The 14,853-nt window shown below is 70.8% G+C and carries 13 protein-coding genes and 1 pseudogene; 9 read left to right on the top strand and 5 right to left on the bottom strand.

Annotated features, from left to right (window positions below):
• Positions 1-103: 103 nt before the first annotated feature.
• A complete protein-coding gene (gene hppD, locus L2I40_RS08285; RefSeq protein ID WP_237214435.1) occupies positions 104-1,210 on the bottom strand; it encodes a 4-hydroxyphenylpyruvate dioxygenase in 1,107 nt (368 codons plus the stop codon).
• A 113-nt stretch (positions 1,211-1,323) separates the two neighbouring features.
• Here hppD and L2I40_RS08280 point away from each other — a divergent pair, with 113 nt between their 5' ends.
• Positions 1,324-1,803, top strand: coding sequence for an Lrp/AsnC family transcriptional regulator (locus L2I40_RS08280; RefSeq protein ID WP_237214434.1), 480 nt, complete (start codon positions 1,324-1,326; stop codon positions 1,801-1,803).
• Position 1,804: 1 nt separating this feature from the next.
• Here L2I40_RS08280 and L2I40_RS08275 read toward each other — a convergent pair whose 3' ends face one another.
• Both L2I40_RS08275 and L2I40_RS08270 read right to left on the bottom strand, forming a co-directional pair.
• Entirely contained in the window at positions 1,805-3,763 is a 1,959-nt protein-coding gene (locus L2I40_RS08275) for a hypothetical protein (RefSeq protein ID WP_237214433.1), read from the bottom strand.
• A gap of 88 nt (positions 3,764-3,851) precedes the next feature.
• Positions 3,852-5,036 carry a TIGR03862 family flavoprotein gene (locus tag L2I40_RS08270; RefSeq protein WP_237214432.1) on the bottom strand — a complete coding sequence of 395 codons (1,185 nt, stop codon included), beginning with the start codon at positions 5,034-5,036 and terminating at the stop codon, positions 3,852-3,854.
• Positions 5,037-5,077: 41 nt separating this feature from the next.
• On the opposite strand from L2I40_RS08270, the gene L2I40_RS08265 reads away from it, so the two are divergent.
• Together L2I40_RS08265 and L2I40_RS08260 are read left to right on the top strand one after the other, a co-directional pair.
• Positions 5,078-6,085, top strand: a complete 1,008-nt coding sequence (locus L2I40_RS08265; RefSeq protein WP_237214431.1) for an NAD-dependent epimerase/dehydratase family protein — start codon at positions 5,078-5,080, stop codon at positions 6,083-6,085.
• A gap of 36 nt (positions 6,086-6,121) precedes the next feature.
• Complete coding sequence (locus L2I40_RS08260; protein ID WP_237214430.1) at positions 6,122-8,479, top strand: xanthine dehydrogenase family protein molybdopterin-binding subunit; 2,358 nt, start codon at positions 6,122-6,124, stop codon at positions 8,477-8,479.
• A 37-nt stretch (positions 8,480-8,516) separates the two neighbouring features.
• Here L2I40_RS08260 and L2I40_RS08255 read toward each other — a convergent pair whose 3' ends face one another.
• Positions 8,517-8,855, bottom strand: coding sequence for a nuclear transport factor 2 family protein (locus L2I40_RS08255; protein WP_237214429.1), 339 nt, complete (start codon positions 8,853-8,855; stop codon positions 8,517-8,519).
• On the opposite strand from L2I40_RS08255, the gene L2I40_RS24460 reads away from it, so the two are divergent.
• Positions 8,752-9,204 carry a LysR substrate-binding domain-containing protein gene (locus tag L2I40_RS24460; protein ID WP_272910945.1) on the top strand — a complete coding sequence of 151 codons (453 nt, stop codon included), beginning with the start codon at positions 8,752-8,754 and terminating at the stop codon, positions 9,202-9,204. The genes L2I40_RS08255 and L2I40_RS24460 overlap by 104 nt on opposite strands.
• A 6-nt stretch (positions 9,205-9,210) precedes the next feature.
• On the opposite strand, the gene L2I40_RS08245 is transcribed toward L2I40_RS24460, so the two are convergent.
• Complete coding sequence (locus L2I40_RS08245) at positions 9,211-10,203, bottom strand: Bug family tripartite tricarboxylate transporter substrate binding protein (RefSeq protein WP_237214428.1); 993 nt, start codon at positions 10,201-10,203, stop codon at positions 9,211-9,213.
• Positions 10,204-10,560: 357 nt separating this feature from the next.
• Between L2I40_RS08245 and L2I40_RS08240 the strand changes: the two genes are divergently transcribed.
• From L2I40_RS08240 to L2I40_RS08220, 5 genes and pseudogenes are all read left to right on the top strand, one after another.
• Positions 10,561-12,420, top strand: a complete 1,860-nt coding sequence (locus L2I40_RS08240; protein ID WP_237214427.1) for a ribonucleoside-diphosphate reductase subunit alpha — start codon at positions 10,561-10,563, stop codon at positions 12,418-12,420.
• Complete coding sequence (locus tag L2I40_RS08235) at positions 12,417-12,608, top strand: hypothetical protein (RefSeq protein WP_237214426.1); 192 nt, start codon at positions 12,417-12,419, stop codon at positions 12,606-12,608. The genes L2I40_RS08240 and L2I40_RS08235 overlap by 4 nt, the downstream gene beginning before the upstream one ends.
• A 38-nt stretch (positions 12,609-12,646) precedes the next feature.
• Positions 12,647-13,702 (top strand): ribonucleotide-diphosphate reductase subunit beta, encoded by a 1,056-nt coding sequence (locus tag L2I40_RS08230; protein WP_237214425.1) that lies wholly within the window; start codon positions 12,647-12,649, stop codon positions 13,700-13,702.
• Positions 13,703-13,823: 121 nt separating this feature from the next.
• Positions 13,824-14,453, top strand: a complete 630-nt coding sequence (locus L2I40_RS08225) for a TetR/AcrR family transcriptional regulator (protein ID WP_237214424.1) — start codon at positions 13,824-13,826, stop codon at positions 14,451-14,453.
• Between the two features lie 74 nt (positions 14,454-14,527).
• Positions 14,528-14,853, top strand: a pseudogene (locus L2I40_RS08220) (efflux RND transporter periplasmic adaptor subunit); the annotation flags it as partial.

The following is a 14,853-nucleotide window of genomic DNA, read 5'->3' as shown; positions in this document are numbered from 1 at the left end:
GGCGCAGCGCGCGCTGGAGGACGCGGCGCGCGGGATGGCGGCCCGGGGCGCGTCGCCCCGGACCGGCGATTGATCGGCCCCGCGGGCGCCGGCCCCTGGTTGGCTACTCCGCCGCCTTCAGCACGCCGCGGCGGATCTGGTCGAGCTCGATGCTCTCGAACAGGGCGCGGAAATTGCCCTCGCCGAAGCCCTGGTCGCCCTTGCGCTGGATCAGCTCGAAGAAGATCGGGCCGATCACCGTGCCGGTGAAGATCTGCAGCAGGCGGCCGCCATCCGGCGTCGGCGCGCCGTCGGTGAGGATGCGGTTCTTCGCGAGGCGCGCGATCTCCGCGGCGGAGAGGTCGGGCATGCGCTTCGTCAGCAGCTCGTAATAGGTGTCGGGCGTGTCCATGAACTGCACGCCTCGCGCACGCATGCCCTCGACGCTGTCGAAGATGTCGGTGGTGCCGAGGGCGACGTGCTGGATGCCCTCGCCGTTGTAGGCGCGGAGGTATTCCTCGATCTGCGACTTGTCGTCGCTGCTCTCGTTGATCGGGATGCGGATCTGGCCGCAGGGCGAGGTCAGCGCGCGCGACTTGAGCCCCGTTAGCTTCCCCTCGATGTCGAAGTAGCGGATCTCGCGGAAGTTGAAGAGCTTCTCGTAGAACTGCCACCACACATCCATCCGGCCGCGATGGACGTTGTGGGTGAGGTGGTCGATGACCGTCAGGCCGTTGCCGGCGGGCTTCGGGTCGCGCTCGCCGGTCCAGCGGAAATCCACGTCGTAGATGCTGCCGCGCTCGCCGTAGCGGTCCACGAAGTACAGCAGCGACCCGCCGATGCCCTCGATCGCCGGGATGTTCAGCTCCATCGGGCCGACCTTGCCGGTGACGGGCTTCGCGCCAAGCGCGATGGCGCGGTTGTAGGCGAGCGTCGCATCCGCCACGCGGAAGGCCATGGCGCAGGCGGACGGCCCGTGCACCTTCTGGAAGGCTTGCGCGAAGCTGTCGGGCTCGGCGTTGACGATGAAGTTGATGTCGCCCTGGCGCCAGAGCGTCACCTGCTTGGAGCGGTGGCGCGCGACGGGGGCGAAGCCGAAGGCGGCGAAGGTCGCTTCCAGATGCGCGGTGTCGGGGCCCGTGAACTCGACGAATTCGAAGCCGTCGGTGCCCATCGGATTGATGTCGGTGACCTGGCCGGCGACGGCGGTGCGGTCGGGCGGGATGTCCATGGGGCGCTTCCTCTCAGCGGCGTTGGGGAAGGAATAGCGCAGGGCGAGGGGCGAAATTCGGCGAAGTCGGGCGTCGTCCTGGGCAAAATCGCAGGATTCCGCTAAGAACGGGCATGGCCAAGGCGAATTCCACCATAGCCCTCGATGCCGCGGACCGGCGCATCCTGCGCGTCCTGCAGCGCGACGGGCGCATCCCCGTCACGGCCCTGGCGGAGGAGGTGGGGCTGTCCGCCACGCCCTGCCTGCGGCGGATCAAGCGGCTGGAGGAGGCGGGCGTCATCGCGCGCTACGCCGCGCTGCTGGATGCGAAACGCGTCGGCTTCCCGATCCAGGCCTTCGTGCAGGTCGCGCTCTCGTCGCATGCCGAGGAGGTGGCGGAGGCCTTCCACCGCGCGATCGCGGCGCGGGAGGAGGTGCTGGCCGCCTGGGCGATGAGCGGCGACATGGACTACATGCTCCATGTCGTCGCGGCGGATTTCGACGCCTATGCCGAATTCGCGCTGAAGGCGCTGCTGCGCATGCCGGGCGTGAAGGAGACGCGGAGTTCCTTCGTGCTGACGGCGCTGAAGCCGGCCGGCGCCGTGCTGGTGTGAGTCACGCGATGAGCGTGTCGCCGCCCGCGCTCGTGGCCTGCAGGTCGCGCACGCCGGGCAGCCAGACCAGCGCGTCGGGATCGTCGAGGAACAGCACGGCCGTGCCGTCCTTCGTCTCGTCCAGCTCGATCCGGTCGGCGGCGATGCCCGCCAGCACGAGCTGGTCCTCCGCCGGGTCGAATCCCTCCACCCGGTCCACGCCGTCGCCGGCGGCGTAGACGAAGCGGTCGGCGCCGCCGCCGGCTCGCAGCACGTCACCGCCGAGCACCGCATAGCCCTGGCCCTTCAGGACCAGCCGGATGCCGTCGAGCAGCATGTCGTTCGAATCGTAGGAGGACTCATCGACCTGGAAGCCCAGGATGCGGACCTCGTCGAAACGCTTGATGCCCAGCGCCTCGGCATCCAGCGTGACATGGCCGGTGCCGGGGTTGATCGGCGTATGGCTGTAACGCTGGTTCGGTGACGCGGCGCCGGTGTCCTCCTCGGAGGCGAAGTCGCCCTCGAAGACCCGCTTGCCGTTGTCGTAGAGCGCGACGCGGATCATCTCGCCCGCATCGGGCCCGCGTTCCTGGCTGTAGAAGGCCGAGAGGTCGAGCCGCGCGGCGATCGCATCCGTCCCGAAGCGGATCGCCAGCACGTCGCGCCCATGCTCCAGCCCCTGCGCGGTCCACAGCGCGTACTCGCCGATCTCCGGGTTCCGGATGTCGCGGTCCATGTCGACCGGCGGGTCCGGCGTGCGCGCGACGCCGAGGCCGTTGTAGCCGTCGGCCGCGTAGAACAGCACCTGGCCGATCAGCGGCTCCGGATAGGGATCGCGCGGCGCGCCGGCGGCGGTGCCGGTGAAGAAGCGCGCTGCGGCGATGTCGTCGACGTCGCGGATGGTGCTGGACTCCGCGACGCTCGTGCCCTCGGCGATGGTCGCGGTCATCTCGAAGCGCTTGAGCTTCGCGGCGGCGGCGTCCTCCAGCCAGTCGCGCAGCAGGTCTGCGGTGGTCGCGAACGGGACCGCGGTCTGGTAGGCCTCCGCGAAGACCGGTCCGTCGCCATAGCCGAGCGACACGACCTCCGCCTTGGCGTAGAAGCGCCCGGCGTCGGGGCCGCCCCGGACCTCGGTGTCGGCCGCGCTCGCCCGGGCGTCGAAGACGTCGTCGCCGGCGCCGAGCCTGGCGGTGACGAGCATCGGCGCGCCGGAGGTATCGAGCGTGGCGCCAGCCGCCGTCGGCGCCGTGGTGTCGTCGGGCACCAGCACCAGGCGGTCGGCGAGGGCGGAGCCCTCCATGTGGAAGCTGTTCTGTCCCTGCGGCCCATCGCTGGCATGGGTGAGGCGGACATCGACGCCGCGGAAGCTCTCCGTGGCGTCCACCTCGCCCGACTTCACCGCGTCGAGATGCAGGCGGAGCGGCGCGATCACTTGGAAGGCGTCCGGATCGTCGCCGACCTTCACGCGGACCTCGGGGATGTTGCCGATCAGCAGCGCGTAGTCGAGGAGCGGCAGGTCGAGGCGGAACTCGGTCGCGGCGATGCGGCCCCAATCGGCGTCCGGCAGATGCACGTCGTAGAGCTGCAGCGCCTCCTCGTAGCCCATGCGGCCCGATAGCGGGATTCGGTTCAGCAACGCGGAGGAGGGGCTGGGATCGTTCAGCGGAAGCTCGAGCCGCGCGAGCGGATTGCCGGAGCCGGGCGGCCCGTCGAACAGGACATGGCCGCCAGTCGGCACGGGCAGGCCGATTGCGCCGGAGCGATCGAAGCTCGGCGGGCCGCCGACCAGCGAGTCGATGAACAGCCGGCCGAGGCTCGTGTTGAGGATGAAGGCCTCGTCGGTGCCACGGACGCTCTGCTCCGCCGGCCGCGCGAAGGCCGAGAGCGGAACCGAGGCCGCCTCCCCGTCCACGCGCCCCGTGACGCTCCCGTCCGCCTCGCCTGCCCAGGCGTCGCGGAAGGTCCAGGCCGATGCCGCCATGCCAGCCCCCTGCTCCTCGGTGCGGGCTGAACGCCGGAACGCGGCCGTGAGGTGCCGATCTCTCGCGCGGTCGTGAACCTAGCCGGTGTCAGCGGTCCTCGAGCCAAGCGGCGCAGCCGCGCGCGGCGGCGATGCCGGTCGCGAAGCAGGCCTGCAGCAGGTAGCCGCCGGTCGGCGCTTCCCAGTCCAGCATCTCGCCGCAGGCGAAGACGCCGGGCTGCGCGCGCAGCATGAAGCGCGCGTCGAGCGCGCCCCAGTCGAGCCCGCCCGCCGAGGAGATGGCGCGCTCCAGCCCCTGCGCGGTGCGCGTCGTCAGCGGCAGCGCCTTCACCAGCGTGGCGAGATCGGCCCCCGCATGGCCCTGATGCCTCGCCTCCTGCACCAGCGCGATCGCGACGGGTGGCAGGTTCAGCGCCTTGCGCAGCGTCGCGCTGACCGTCTCGCCGCGGCCGCGCGACGCGAGCCGCGCGCGGACCTCCGGCAGCGCGATGTCGGGACGCAGGTCGAGGGTGAAGGTCGCGCTTCCGTCGCGCGCGATCGCCTCGCGGATCGGGGCCGAGAGCGCGTAGACCGCGCCGCCCTCGATGCCGGTCGCGGTCAGCACCGCCTCGCCGCGCTGCGTCGTGCCCTCGAAGGTCAGCGCGATGCGCTTGAGCGGCGCGCCGAAGAAGGGCGCCAGCTTCGCCGACCAGGGAATGGCGAAGCCGACATTTGACGGCGCGAAGGGGTGCACGGCGAGGCCCGGCAGCAGCGCCGTCCAGCCGCCATCGGAGCCGAGCCGCGGCCAGGACGCGCCGCCGCAGGCGAGGATCACGGCATCCGCCTCCATCGCCACCTCGCCCTCCGGCGTCGCGAAGCGGAGCGGCGCGAGGCCGATGCAGCGATGCCGCGGGCGGATCGCGACGCCGCGCGCGGCGAGCCGCGCCAGCCAGGCGCGCAGCAGCGGCGAGGCCTTCAGCGTCTTCGGGAAGATGCGCCCGGAGGAGCCCACGAAGGTCTCGACGCCCAGCCCCTCGCACCAGGCGATTAGCGCGGCGGGCGGGAAGGCGCGGACCGCGTCGAGCAGCAGCGGCGCCTGCGGCCGGTAGCGCGCCAGGAAGGTCTCGAGCGGCTCGGAATGCGTCAGGTTCAGCCCGCCACGCCCGGCGATGAGGAACTTGCGCGCGACCGAGGGCATGCGGTCGAAGACCGTCACGGCATGGCCGGCTTCGGCCAGCGTCTCGGCGGCGATCAGCCCGGCCGGGCCGGCACCGATGATCGCGATGTGGGGCATGGCGGCTTTCTGCGCCCGTCGCCGCGGGATATCCAGACGGCATGGATGCGATCCTGGTCACCGGCGGCGCCGGATTCGTCGGACTCAACCTGGTCGAGGCGCTGCTCGCGCGCGGCGAGCACGTCGTGGTCTTCGGGCGCGAGACGGCGCTGCCCGACCCTGCGCCCGCCGTGCTCGGGAAGCTGCCGGGCCGGCTGGAGCTGGTGCCGGGCGACGTGACGGACGCGGCGGCGCTGCGCGAGGTCTTTCGGGCGCGGCGCATCGGCGCGGTGTTTCCCTTTGCGGCCGTGACCGCCGGGCCGGGGCGCGAGGCCGCCGACCCGCATGCGGTGCTCGACGTCAACCTGCACGGGCTGATCCGCACGCTGGAGGCGGCGCGCGACGCGGGCGGCGTGCGGCGCGTCGTGCTGCCCTCCTCCTCCGCCATCTATGGCGAGAGCGCCTACAGCCACGCCGTGCTGGACGAGGCGACGACGCCGCCGGTGCCGATCAGCCTCTATGGCGTGACGAAGTATGCCGCCGAGCGCGGCGGGCTCAGGCTTGCGGGACTGTGGGGGCTGGATGCGGTGGTGGCGCGGATCGGCCCGGCCTTCGGGCCTTGGGAGCGCGACACCGGGCTGCGCGACACGCTCAGCGCGCACCGCGCGGTCGCGCGCGCGGCCCTGCGCGGGGAGGAAGCGGTGCTGCCGCCCGCGCCGCTGCCGACCTATGACTGGGTCTATTCGCGCGACCTCGCGCAGGGCCTCCTCGCGCTGCTCGATGCGCGCGAACCGCCGCATCGCGTCGTGAACCTCTCGAGCGGGATCGACTGGGCGCCGCACTACGCCGCCTGCTTCGACCTCCTGGCCTCGCGCGTGCCGGGCTTTCGGTGGCGCCATGCGGGCCCTGGCGAGACGCCGACCATCGCGTTGAACGAGACGCGGCCGCGCGGCGTCATGGCGATCGCCCGCGCCGCCGATTTCGGCTGGCGGCCACGCCACGATCCGCTCGCCGCCTGGGCCGACTATGCCGACTGGCTCTTGGCAGGGGGCGAAGCGGGACTAGGGTAAGGGCATACGGCTCCGCCCTCCCCGCAGGACCTCCCCATGCCCGACACGCTTCCCTTCGATCCGACGCGCCTGAAGTTCGGCATCGGCCAGCCGGTGCCCCGCGCCGAGGATCCGACGCTGCTGACCGGCCGCGGGCGCTACACGGACGACATCGCGCTGCCGGGCCAGGTCTGGGCGGTTATGGTGCGCAGCCCCTACGCCCATGGCGTGATCCGCGGCATCGGCACCGAGGCCGCGAAGGCGATGCCTGGCGTGCTCGGCGTGTGGACCGCGGCCGACATGGCCGGCTACGGGCCGATGACCTGCGGCATGCCGCTCAAGAACGCCGACGGCTCGCCGCTGAAATCCACGCAGCGCCAGCCACTCGCCTCGGCCAAGGTGCTGCATGTCGGCGACCCGGTCGCCTTCGTGGTCGCCGAGACCAAGGCGCAGGCGAAGGACGCGGCGGAGGCGGTGGAGCTCGACATCGATAGCCTGCCCGCGGTGATGGAGGCCTCGGCCGCTGCCGCGCCGGGGGCGCCCCAGCTCTATGACGAGTTCCCCGGCAACGTCGTGCTGGACTACGCGGCCGGCGACGCGGCGAAGGTGGCGGCGGCCTTCGCGCAGGCCGCCCATGTCACGAAGCTGTCGCTCCGCAACAACCGCATCGTCGTGGCCGCGATGGAGCCGCGCAGCGCGATCGGCACGGTGGAGGAGGGGCGCTACGTCCTCCGCCTCGGCTGCCAGGGCGTCTTCGGGCTGCGCGCGGCACTTGCCGCGCAGCTCGGCGTGGAGACGAAGCAGGTCCGCGTGCTGACCGGCAATGTCGGCGGCAGCTTCGGCATGAAGGCCGGGCTCTATCCCGAATATGCCTGCGTCCTGCATGCGGCGAAGGCGCTCGGCCGGCCGGTGAAGTGGACCGACGAGCGTACCGGCTCGTTCCTGTCGGACGCGCATGGCCGCGACCACGAGGTGGAGGCGGAGCTCGCGCTCGACGCCGAGGGGCGGTTCCTCGCCGTGCGCCTGACGGGCTACGCCAACATGGGCGCCTGGCTCAGCGCCGTCGCGCCGCTGATGGGCACGGGCAACTTCTTCAAGAACGTGCAGTCGAACTACGCGACGCCGGCGATCGAGGTGCGCACGAAATGCGTGCTGACCAACACGCCGCCGGTCAGCGCCTATCGCGGCGCCGGGCGCCCCGAAGGCAACTACTTCATGGAGCGTCTGATCGAGCAGGCGGCGGCGGAGACGGGCAAGGATCCCGTCGCGTTGCGCAAGCTGAACCACATCCGCGCCGAGCAGTTCCCCTTCGCCGCGGCCTCGGGCAGCGTCTATGACGGCGGCGACTTCTCCGCGCTGCTGGACGAGACGCTGGAGCGCTCCGACCCCGGCGGCTATGCGGCGCGCGTCGCGGCGAGCAAGGCACAGGGCCTGCTGCGCGGGCGCGGCATCGGCAATTTCCTCGAATGCACCGCGCCGCCGACCAAGGAACAGGGCGGCATCCGCTTCGAGAAGGACGGGACCGTCACGATCATCACCGGCACGCTCGACTACGGTCAGGGCCACTGGTCCGCCTTCGCGCAGGTTCTGCACCAGTCGCTCGGCGTGCCCTTCGCCTCCGTCCGCCTGCTGCAGGGCGACTCGGACGAGCTGATCGCGGGCGGCGGCACCGGCGGGTCGAAGTCGATCATGGCGTCCGGCGCCGCGATCCTCGAGGCCAGCGAGAAGGTGATCGAGAAGGGCCGCGCCGCCGCCGCCTGGGCGCTGGAAGCGGCGCAGGCCGACATCGAGTTCGACGCGCATGGCGGCGCCGAGGCGACGGGCCGCTTCGTCGTCGCCGGCACCGACCGCGCCATCGGGATCATGGCGCTCGCGGCGAAGCTGCGCGAGGCTGATGTGCTGCCGGCCGACGTGCCGCCCACGCTCGACGTCACCCATGTCTTCGACCAGGCGCCGATGGCCTATCCGAACGGGTGCCATGTCTGCGAGGTCGAGGTGGACCCGGAGACGGGCGTGGTGCGCGTGGACCGCTACCTCGCGGTGAATGATTTCGGCGTGCAGGTGAACCCGCTGCTCGTCGCCGGCCAGGCGCATGGCGGCATCGCCCAGGGCGTCGGCCAGGCGCTGCTGGAGCATGTCGTCTTCAGCGAGGATGGGCAGCTGCTGTCGGGCAGCTACATGGACTATGCGCTGCCGCGGGCGGCCGACCTGCCGGCGATCGCGACCGGCAGCCACGACGTGCCCTGCACGACCAACCCGCTCGGCGCCAAGGGCTGCGGCGAGGCGGGCTGCGCGGGCTCGCTGCCGGCGGTGATGAACGCGGTGGTGGATGCGCTGCGCCCGCTCGGCGTCAGCCATATCGACATGCCGGCGACGCCGGAGCGCGTCTGGGCGGCGATCCAGGCGGCGCGGTAGCGCCCGGGGAGGGTGGGTCCCCTCCCCGGCCCGTTCGCTACTCCGGAAGCACGGTCACCGGCACGCGGCGGTCGCCGCGCTCATGCGTCGCGGTGAAGGCGAAGCCCGTGATGCGCCAGCCATCCTGCGTGCGGGCGAAGCGGTGCTCGTAGGTGCCCCAGACCTCCCACAGCGCGGGCTCCGGGCCGAGGACACCCGCCGGCAGGCGGTTCCAGGCGTAGCCATGGCTCGTCATCGACGCCGCGTCGCCCTCGATCCGCGCCAGGTGGTTGGTGCGGAGATGGAGCGAGGTCTTGGCGCCCCGGAAGGCGCGTCGCCAGGCGCCTTCCGCGCGATCCGCACCGACCGGGTGGTGGCGGCGCTGCCGCGCGGCCATCGCCTGGCAGACCGGGGCGTGCTGCGCCCCGCCGATCTCGCGCCGGAGCCCTTCGTCTGGTTTCCCGCGCGCCGCCGCGCCGGGTTACCACGACCGCGCCCTGGCCGCCTTCGCCGCGGCCGGCCTGGTGCCGCGCGTGGTGCAGGAAGGTGCCACGGATTCGGTGATGCTGAGCTTGGTCTCGGCGGGCGTCGGCGTCAGCCTGGTGAACGGCGTGGCGCGCTGGCGGTGCCCGGACGGCGTCGTACTGCGGGAGGTCGAGGGGCTCGACCTGCCGCTGCATCTCGACCTCTGCTGGCGCGAGGGCGCTGTCGGACCGGCGCTGGCGCGGTTCCTGGCGCTGCCGTGACGGGCGCTACTCGCGGATGTTGAGGCTGCGGACCAGCGGGGCCCAGGTGGCGTTCTCCTCGCGCACGAAGGCGGCGAAGCGGTCCGGGGTCCAGCCGCGCATGGCGGGGGTGCCCATCTCCTCGAAGCGGCGGGCGATGGCTGGATCGGACAGCGCCTGCTCGGTCGCGGCGGCCATGCGCTCCACGATGGCGCGCGGCAGGCCGGCGGGGCCGAAGAAGCCGTACCAGCTATAGGCCTTGTAGTCGGGCAGCCCGGCCTCGCGCGCCGTCGGGATGTCCGGGATCAGCGAGGACCGCTCGTCCGTCGCGGTGAAGAGGATCCGCGCCGTGCCGGCGTCGTGGAAGGGCTTCAGCAGCGAGGGGATGTCGCAGCAATAGTGGATCTCGCCCGATTGCAGCGCGGCGAAGACCTGGCCGCCGCCGCGATACGGCACATGCACCACCTCGGCGCCGATCCGCAGCGCATAGGTCGCGGCGGCGATGTGGCCCGAGGTGCCGACGCCCGACGAGCCATATTGGTAGCGGCCCGGATTCGCGCGGAGCAGCGCGGCGAACTCGGCCGCCGTGCGGGCCGCGACGCCGCGCGTGGTGGCCGCGAGGCAGATGGGCACGAAGACGGTGGGGGCGATCGGCGTCAGGTCGCGGATCGGATCGAAGGGCATCGGCGCGGGCAGGCCGGGGGCGAGGCCGATGGGCGAGAGGGTGGTGAGCACCAGCACCTCGCCGTTCGGCGGCAGCTTGGCGACGAAATCGGTCCCGGTGACGCCGCCGGCGCCGGCGCGGTTCTCGATCACCACGGGCTGGCCGAGGATCTCCTGCAGGCGCGGGGCGAGGATGCGGGTGGTGACGTCGGTGCCGCCGCCGCCGCCGAAGGGGACGACGATCCGCAAGGGCCGCGTCGGCCAGGCCTGGGCGAGGGCCGGCGTCGCCAGCCCGATCCCCGCTGCCGCCAGCAGTCCGCGGCGCCCGACCACGCCCGCCCCGATGCCGTCCCGCATGTCGCCCATCCCCTCGATGCGCGGGGAGCATGCGGCGCGGCGGGCGGCGGCGGAAGGGGCTGTGGATCGCGAGGACATCGGGGACGGATCGCGATCGGGCCTTTCGCGCGGGGGCGGACGCATGGTCCAACGGAAGGCCGGCGGAAAAGCCGGGACCAGGGGCTTGCCAGACATGAACGAAACGGCAACATCCTGCGGCTAGTCGCGGGTCTGTGGAAAACGCAAGCGGGGAACCGCGAGCCAGCCGTGGTGTTTGCAGAACTGTGGCAACACTACATCTTGTGACGACGCGCCGGCCGGGGGCATGCTCCGCGGCATGGGGGAGTCGCCCCGCGGTTCGGGGCTGAAGGGGGTAACGTGTTCGACGCAGTCCAGCTCGAAGGGCACAGCCAGGTTCGCATCGACCGCTCGCGGGATGCGCTGCTGACGGATTTCGGCAAGGCCACGCTCGACGACCGGTACCTGATGCCGGGCGAGTCCTATCAGGACCTCTTTGCCCGGGTGGCCTCGGCCTATGGCGACGATCCGGCGCATGCGCAGCGGATCTACGACTACATCTCGCGCCTGTGGTTCATGCCGGCGACGCCGGTGCTGTCGAACGGCGGCACGACGCGGGGCCTGCCGATCTCCTGCTTCCTGAACGAGGCGACCGACAGCCTGGAAGGCATCGTCGGCCTCTGGAACGAGAATGTGTGGCTGGCGGCCAAGGGCGGCGGCATCGGCAGCTACTGGGGCAACCTGCGCGGCATCGGCGAGAAGGTCGGCAAGAACGGCAAGACCTCGGGCGTCATCCCCTTCATCCGGGTGATGGACAGCCTGACGCTGGCCATCTCGCAGGGCAGCCTGCGGCGCGGCTCGGCCGCCTGCTACATCCCGGTGAACCATCCGGAGATCGAGGAATTCCTCGAGATGCGCCGCCCGACCGGCGGCGACCCGAATCGCAAGGCGCTGAACCTGCACCACGGGATCCTGATCCCCGACGCCTTCATGCGCGCGGTCGAGGCCGACGACGACTGGGCGCTGGTCAGCCCGAAGGACGGCACGCTGGTCAAGAAGGTCAGCGCGCGGTCGATCTGGATCCGCATCCTGACCGCGCGGATCGAGACCGGCGAGCCCTACATCATCTATTCGGACCACGTGAACCGCGCGCGGCCGGAGCACCACAAGCTGGCGGGGCTCGAGGTGAAGACCTCCAACCTCTGCTCCGAGATCACGCTGCCGACGGGCATCGACCAGCACGGGATGGAGCGCACGGCGGTGTGCTGCCTGTCCTCGCTGAACCTCGAGACCTGGTTCGAGTGGCACAAGGACCCGCAGTTCATCCCCGACGTGATGCGGTTCCTCGACAACGTGCTGCAGAACTTCATCGACACGGCGCCCGATTCGATGGCGCGGGCGAAGTACAGCGCGATGCGCGAGCGCTCGGTCGGCCTCGGCGTCATGGGCTTCCACAGCTTCCTGCAGGCGCAGAACGTGCCCTTCGAGAGCGTCGTCGCGAAGGTGTGGAACAAGAAGATGTTCAAGCACATCCGCGAGCAGGCGGATGCGGCGAGCCGTCAGCTGGCCGAGGAGCGCGGGCCCTGCCCGGATGCGGCCGAGTACGGCTTCATGGAGCGCTTCTCGAACAAGATCGCGATCGCGCCGACGGCGTCGATCTCGATCATCTGCGGCGGCGCCTCGCCCGGCATCGAGCCGATCGCGGCGAATGTCTACAACCACAAGACGCTGTCCGGCTCCTACATCGTCCGCAACCCCTATCTGCGGAAGGTGCTGGCGAAGCACGGCCAGGACAATGACGACACCTGGAACACCATCACGGTCCGCAAGGGCTCGGTGCAGCACCTGGAGTTCCTGACGGAGCAGGAGAAGGCGACCTTCAAGACCGCCTTCGAGCTGGACCAGCGCTGGGTGATCGAGCATGCGGCGGACCGCACGCCCTATATCTGCCAGTCGCAGTCGGTGAACGTCTTCCTGCCGGCGAACATCCACAAGCGCGACCTGCACCAGATCCACATGATGGCGTGGAAGAAGGGCGTGAAGTCGCTCTACTACTGCCGCAGCCTGTCCATCCAGCGCGCGGACGCGATCAGCGAGAAGGTGGCGCCGCAGGCCGACATCCTGGCCGCGCCGAAGCCGGAGGAGGCGCAGCCTTCGCTGAACCTCGTCTCGCCGACGGCGAACTCGAACAACTACGAGGAGTGCCTGGCGTGCCAGTGACCGACGCCACGCAGGAGGATCCTGCCGCGCTGGCCGCGCGGCAGGTCGCCGTGACCCGGCAGCTGGACCTGATGCTGGACGACCGTTCGCCGGTGCAGCTGATCCGGCAGCTGGTCGCCGAGCTCGACCAACTCTCTGCCGATCTCAACCGTATTCTCGGCGACGCCGACGACCGCGCGGCGCGCTGAGCTTCCCCCCAACCGACTGCGAGACCGAGAGACGTTCCATGCCGGACGACGCCATCGCCCGCGACGAGCTGCCCATCAAGTTTGACCTGCTGACCGCGAACCCGGTCTACAAGCCCTTCCGCTACCCCTGGGCCTATGAGGCGTGGCTGCAGCAGCAGCGCATCCACTGGCTGCCGGAAGAGGTGCCGCTGGCCGACGACGTGAAGGACTGGCAGAAGAACCTGACGCCGGCCGAAAAGAACCTGCTCACCCAGATCTTCCGCTTCTTCACCCAGGCGGATGTCGAGGTGAACAACTGCTACATGAAGCACTACAGCCAGGTCTTCAAGCCGACCGAAGTGCTGATGATGATGTCGTCCTTCTCCAACACCGAGACGATCCACGTCGCGGCCTATTCGCATCTCCTCGACACCATCGGGATGCCGGAAATCGAGTACACGGCGTTCCTGAAGTACAAGGAGATGAAAGACAAGTACGACTACATGCAGTCCTTCTCGGTCGAGAACAAGACCGAGATCGCCAAGACGCTGGCCGCCTTCGGCGCCTTCACCGAAGGCCTGCAGCTGTTTGCCTCCTTCGCCATCCTCATGAACTTCCCCCGCTTCAACAAGATGAAGGGCATGGGGCAGATCGTGAGCTGGTCGGTGCGCGACGAGACGCTGCACTGCCTCTCCGTGATCCGCCTGTTCCGCACCTTCGTGCAGGAGAACCCGGAGATCTGGACGGAGGAGCTGAAGCGCGACCTCTACCTGATCTGCTCCACCATCGTGGACCACGAGGACGCCTTCATCGACCTCGCCTTCGAGCTCGGCGGCGTGCAGGGCCTCGATGCGGCGCAGACCAAGCAGTACATCCGCTTCATCGCCGACCGCCGCCTGCAGCAGCTCGGCCTCGAGCCGCTGTACCGGATCGAGAAGAACCCGCTGCCCTGGCTCGACGAGATGCTGAACGCGGTGGAGCACACCAACTTCTTCGAGAACCGCGCGACGGAATACTCCAAGGCCTCGACCACGGGGTCGTGGGAGGAAGCCTTCGCCGACAGCACCTTCACCACGGCGCAGCCCGAGGGCGAGATCGCGGTGGGGCGGCACTGAGCGGCCCGGGGGAGGGCGCGTCCCTCCCCCAGTCCGCTCCCGTCATGGGAAGGCAGACCGCGGCGTGGCCGCGCAAGAATCCCAGTGGAAAACTGACGCCTGACGTTCTAGATCAGGCGTCATGAGCGCCAGCCTCGATACCAGCCCGCGCCGCGGCGCGCCCGCGGAGGATACCCGCCGCCGGATCGAGGACACGGCGGAGCGGCTGTTCCGCAGCATGGGCTACCAGAAGACGGCGGTGGCCGACATCGCCCGCGAACTCGGCATGTCGCCGGCCAATGTCTATCGCTTCTTCCCGTCGAAAAGCGCGATCAACGAGGCGATCGCGGCCCGCATGCTGGGCGGCGTCGAGGCCGAGCTCTGGGCCATCGCGCGCGGTGACGCGCCGCCGGCCGAGCGCCTGGCGGAGCTGCTCCGCACCCTGCACCGCCGGCACCTGGCGCTGTTCTTCTCCGAGCGCCGCCTGCACGACATGGTGACCGCCGCCATGGCCGAGCATTGGGGCGTGGTCGAACGCTTCATCCACGCCTGCACCACCGCGATCCGCCACGTGCTGATGGACGGCATGGCCTCGGGCGATTTCGCGAAGCTCGACCCGGAGGCGACGGCGAAGGCGATCAAGCAGGCGAGCCTCGCCTTCATGCACCCCGTCATGATCGCCGAATGCGTCGGGCGGAACACCAGCGAGGAGGAGTTGGCGGCCGACCTGGAGCAGGTCATCGCCATGGCGCTGCGGAGCCTGCGTCCGTGATGGATACCGACTGACGGTTATTGACTTTCGTCAGTTCGTGGTCATTATCGGGGCCTGTCCTCCCGGAGGCCCCCATGCGTCGCGCCGCCGCGCTTCTCCTGACCCTCTCCGTCCTGGCCGCCTGCCGCGATGGCGGGCCCGCCGCGGAGGCGGCGCCCGAGCCGGCGCCGCGGCCCGTGCAGGTCGCCGAGGTCCTGCTCGCCCCCGTCGAGACCCACGCCGCCTATACCGGCACCGTCCGGGCCCGCCGCGAGGTGGAGGTCGGCTTCCGGGTCGGCGGCCGCGTGACCGCCCGCCTCGTCGAGGTGGGGGAGGCGGTCGTCGCCGGGCAGGAGCTCGCGCGGCTCGACGCGGCCGACCTGATGCTGGCGCTGCGGAGCGCCGAGGCGGATCTCGCCGC

The organism is Falsiroseomonas oryziterrae (genome assembly GCF_021864505.1).
In the GTDB taxonomy this organism is placed as follows: domain Bacteria; phylum Pseudomonadota; class Alphaproteobacteria; order Acetobacterales; family Acetobacteraceae; genus Falsiroseomonas; species Falsiroseomonas oryziterrae.
The sequence above is the reverse complement of the archived record's forward strand: the minus strand, read 5'-3'. Positions and strand labels throughout refer to the sequence as shown.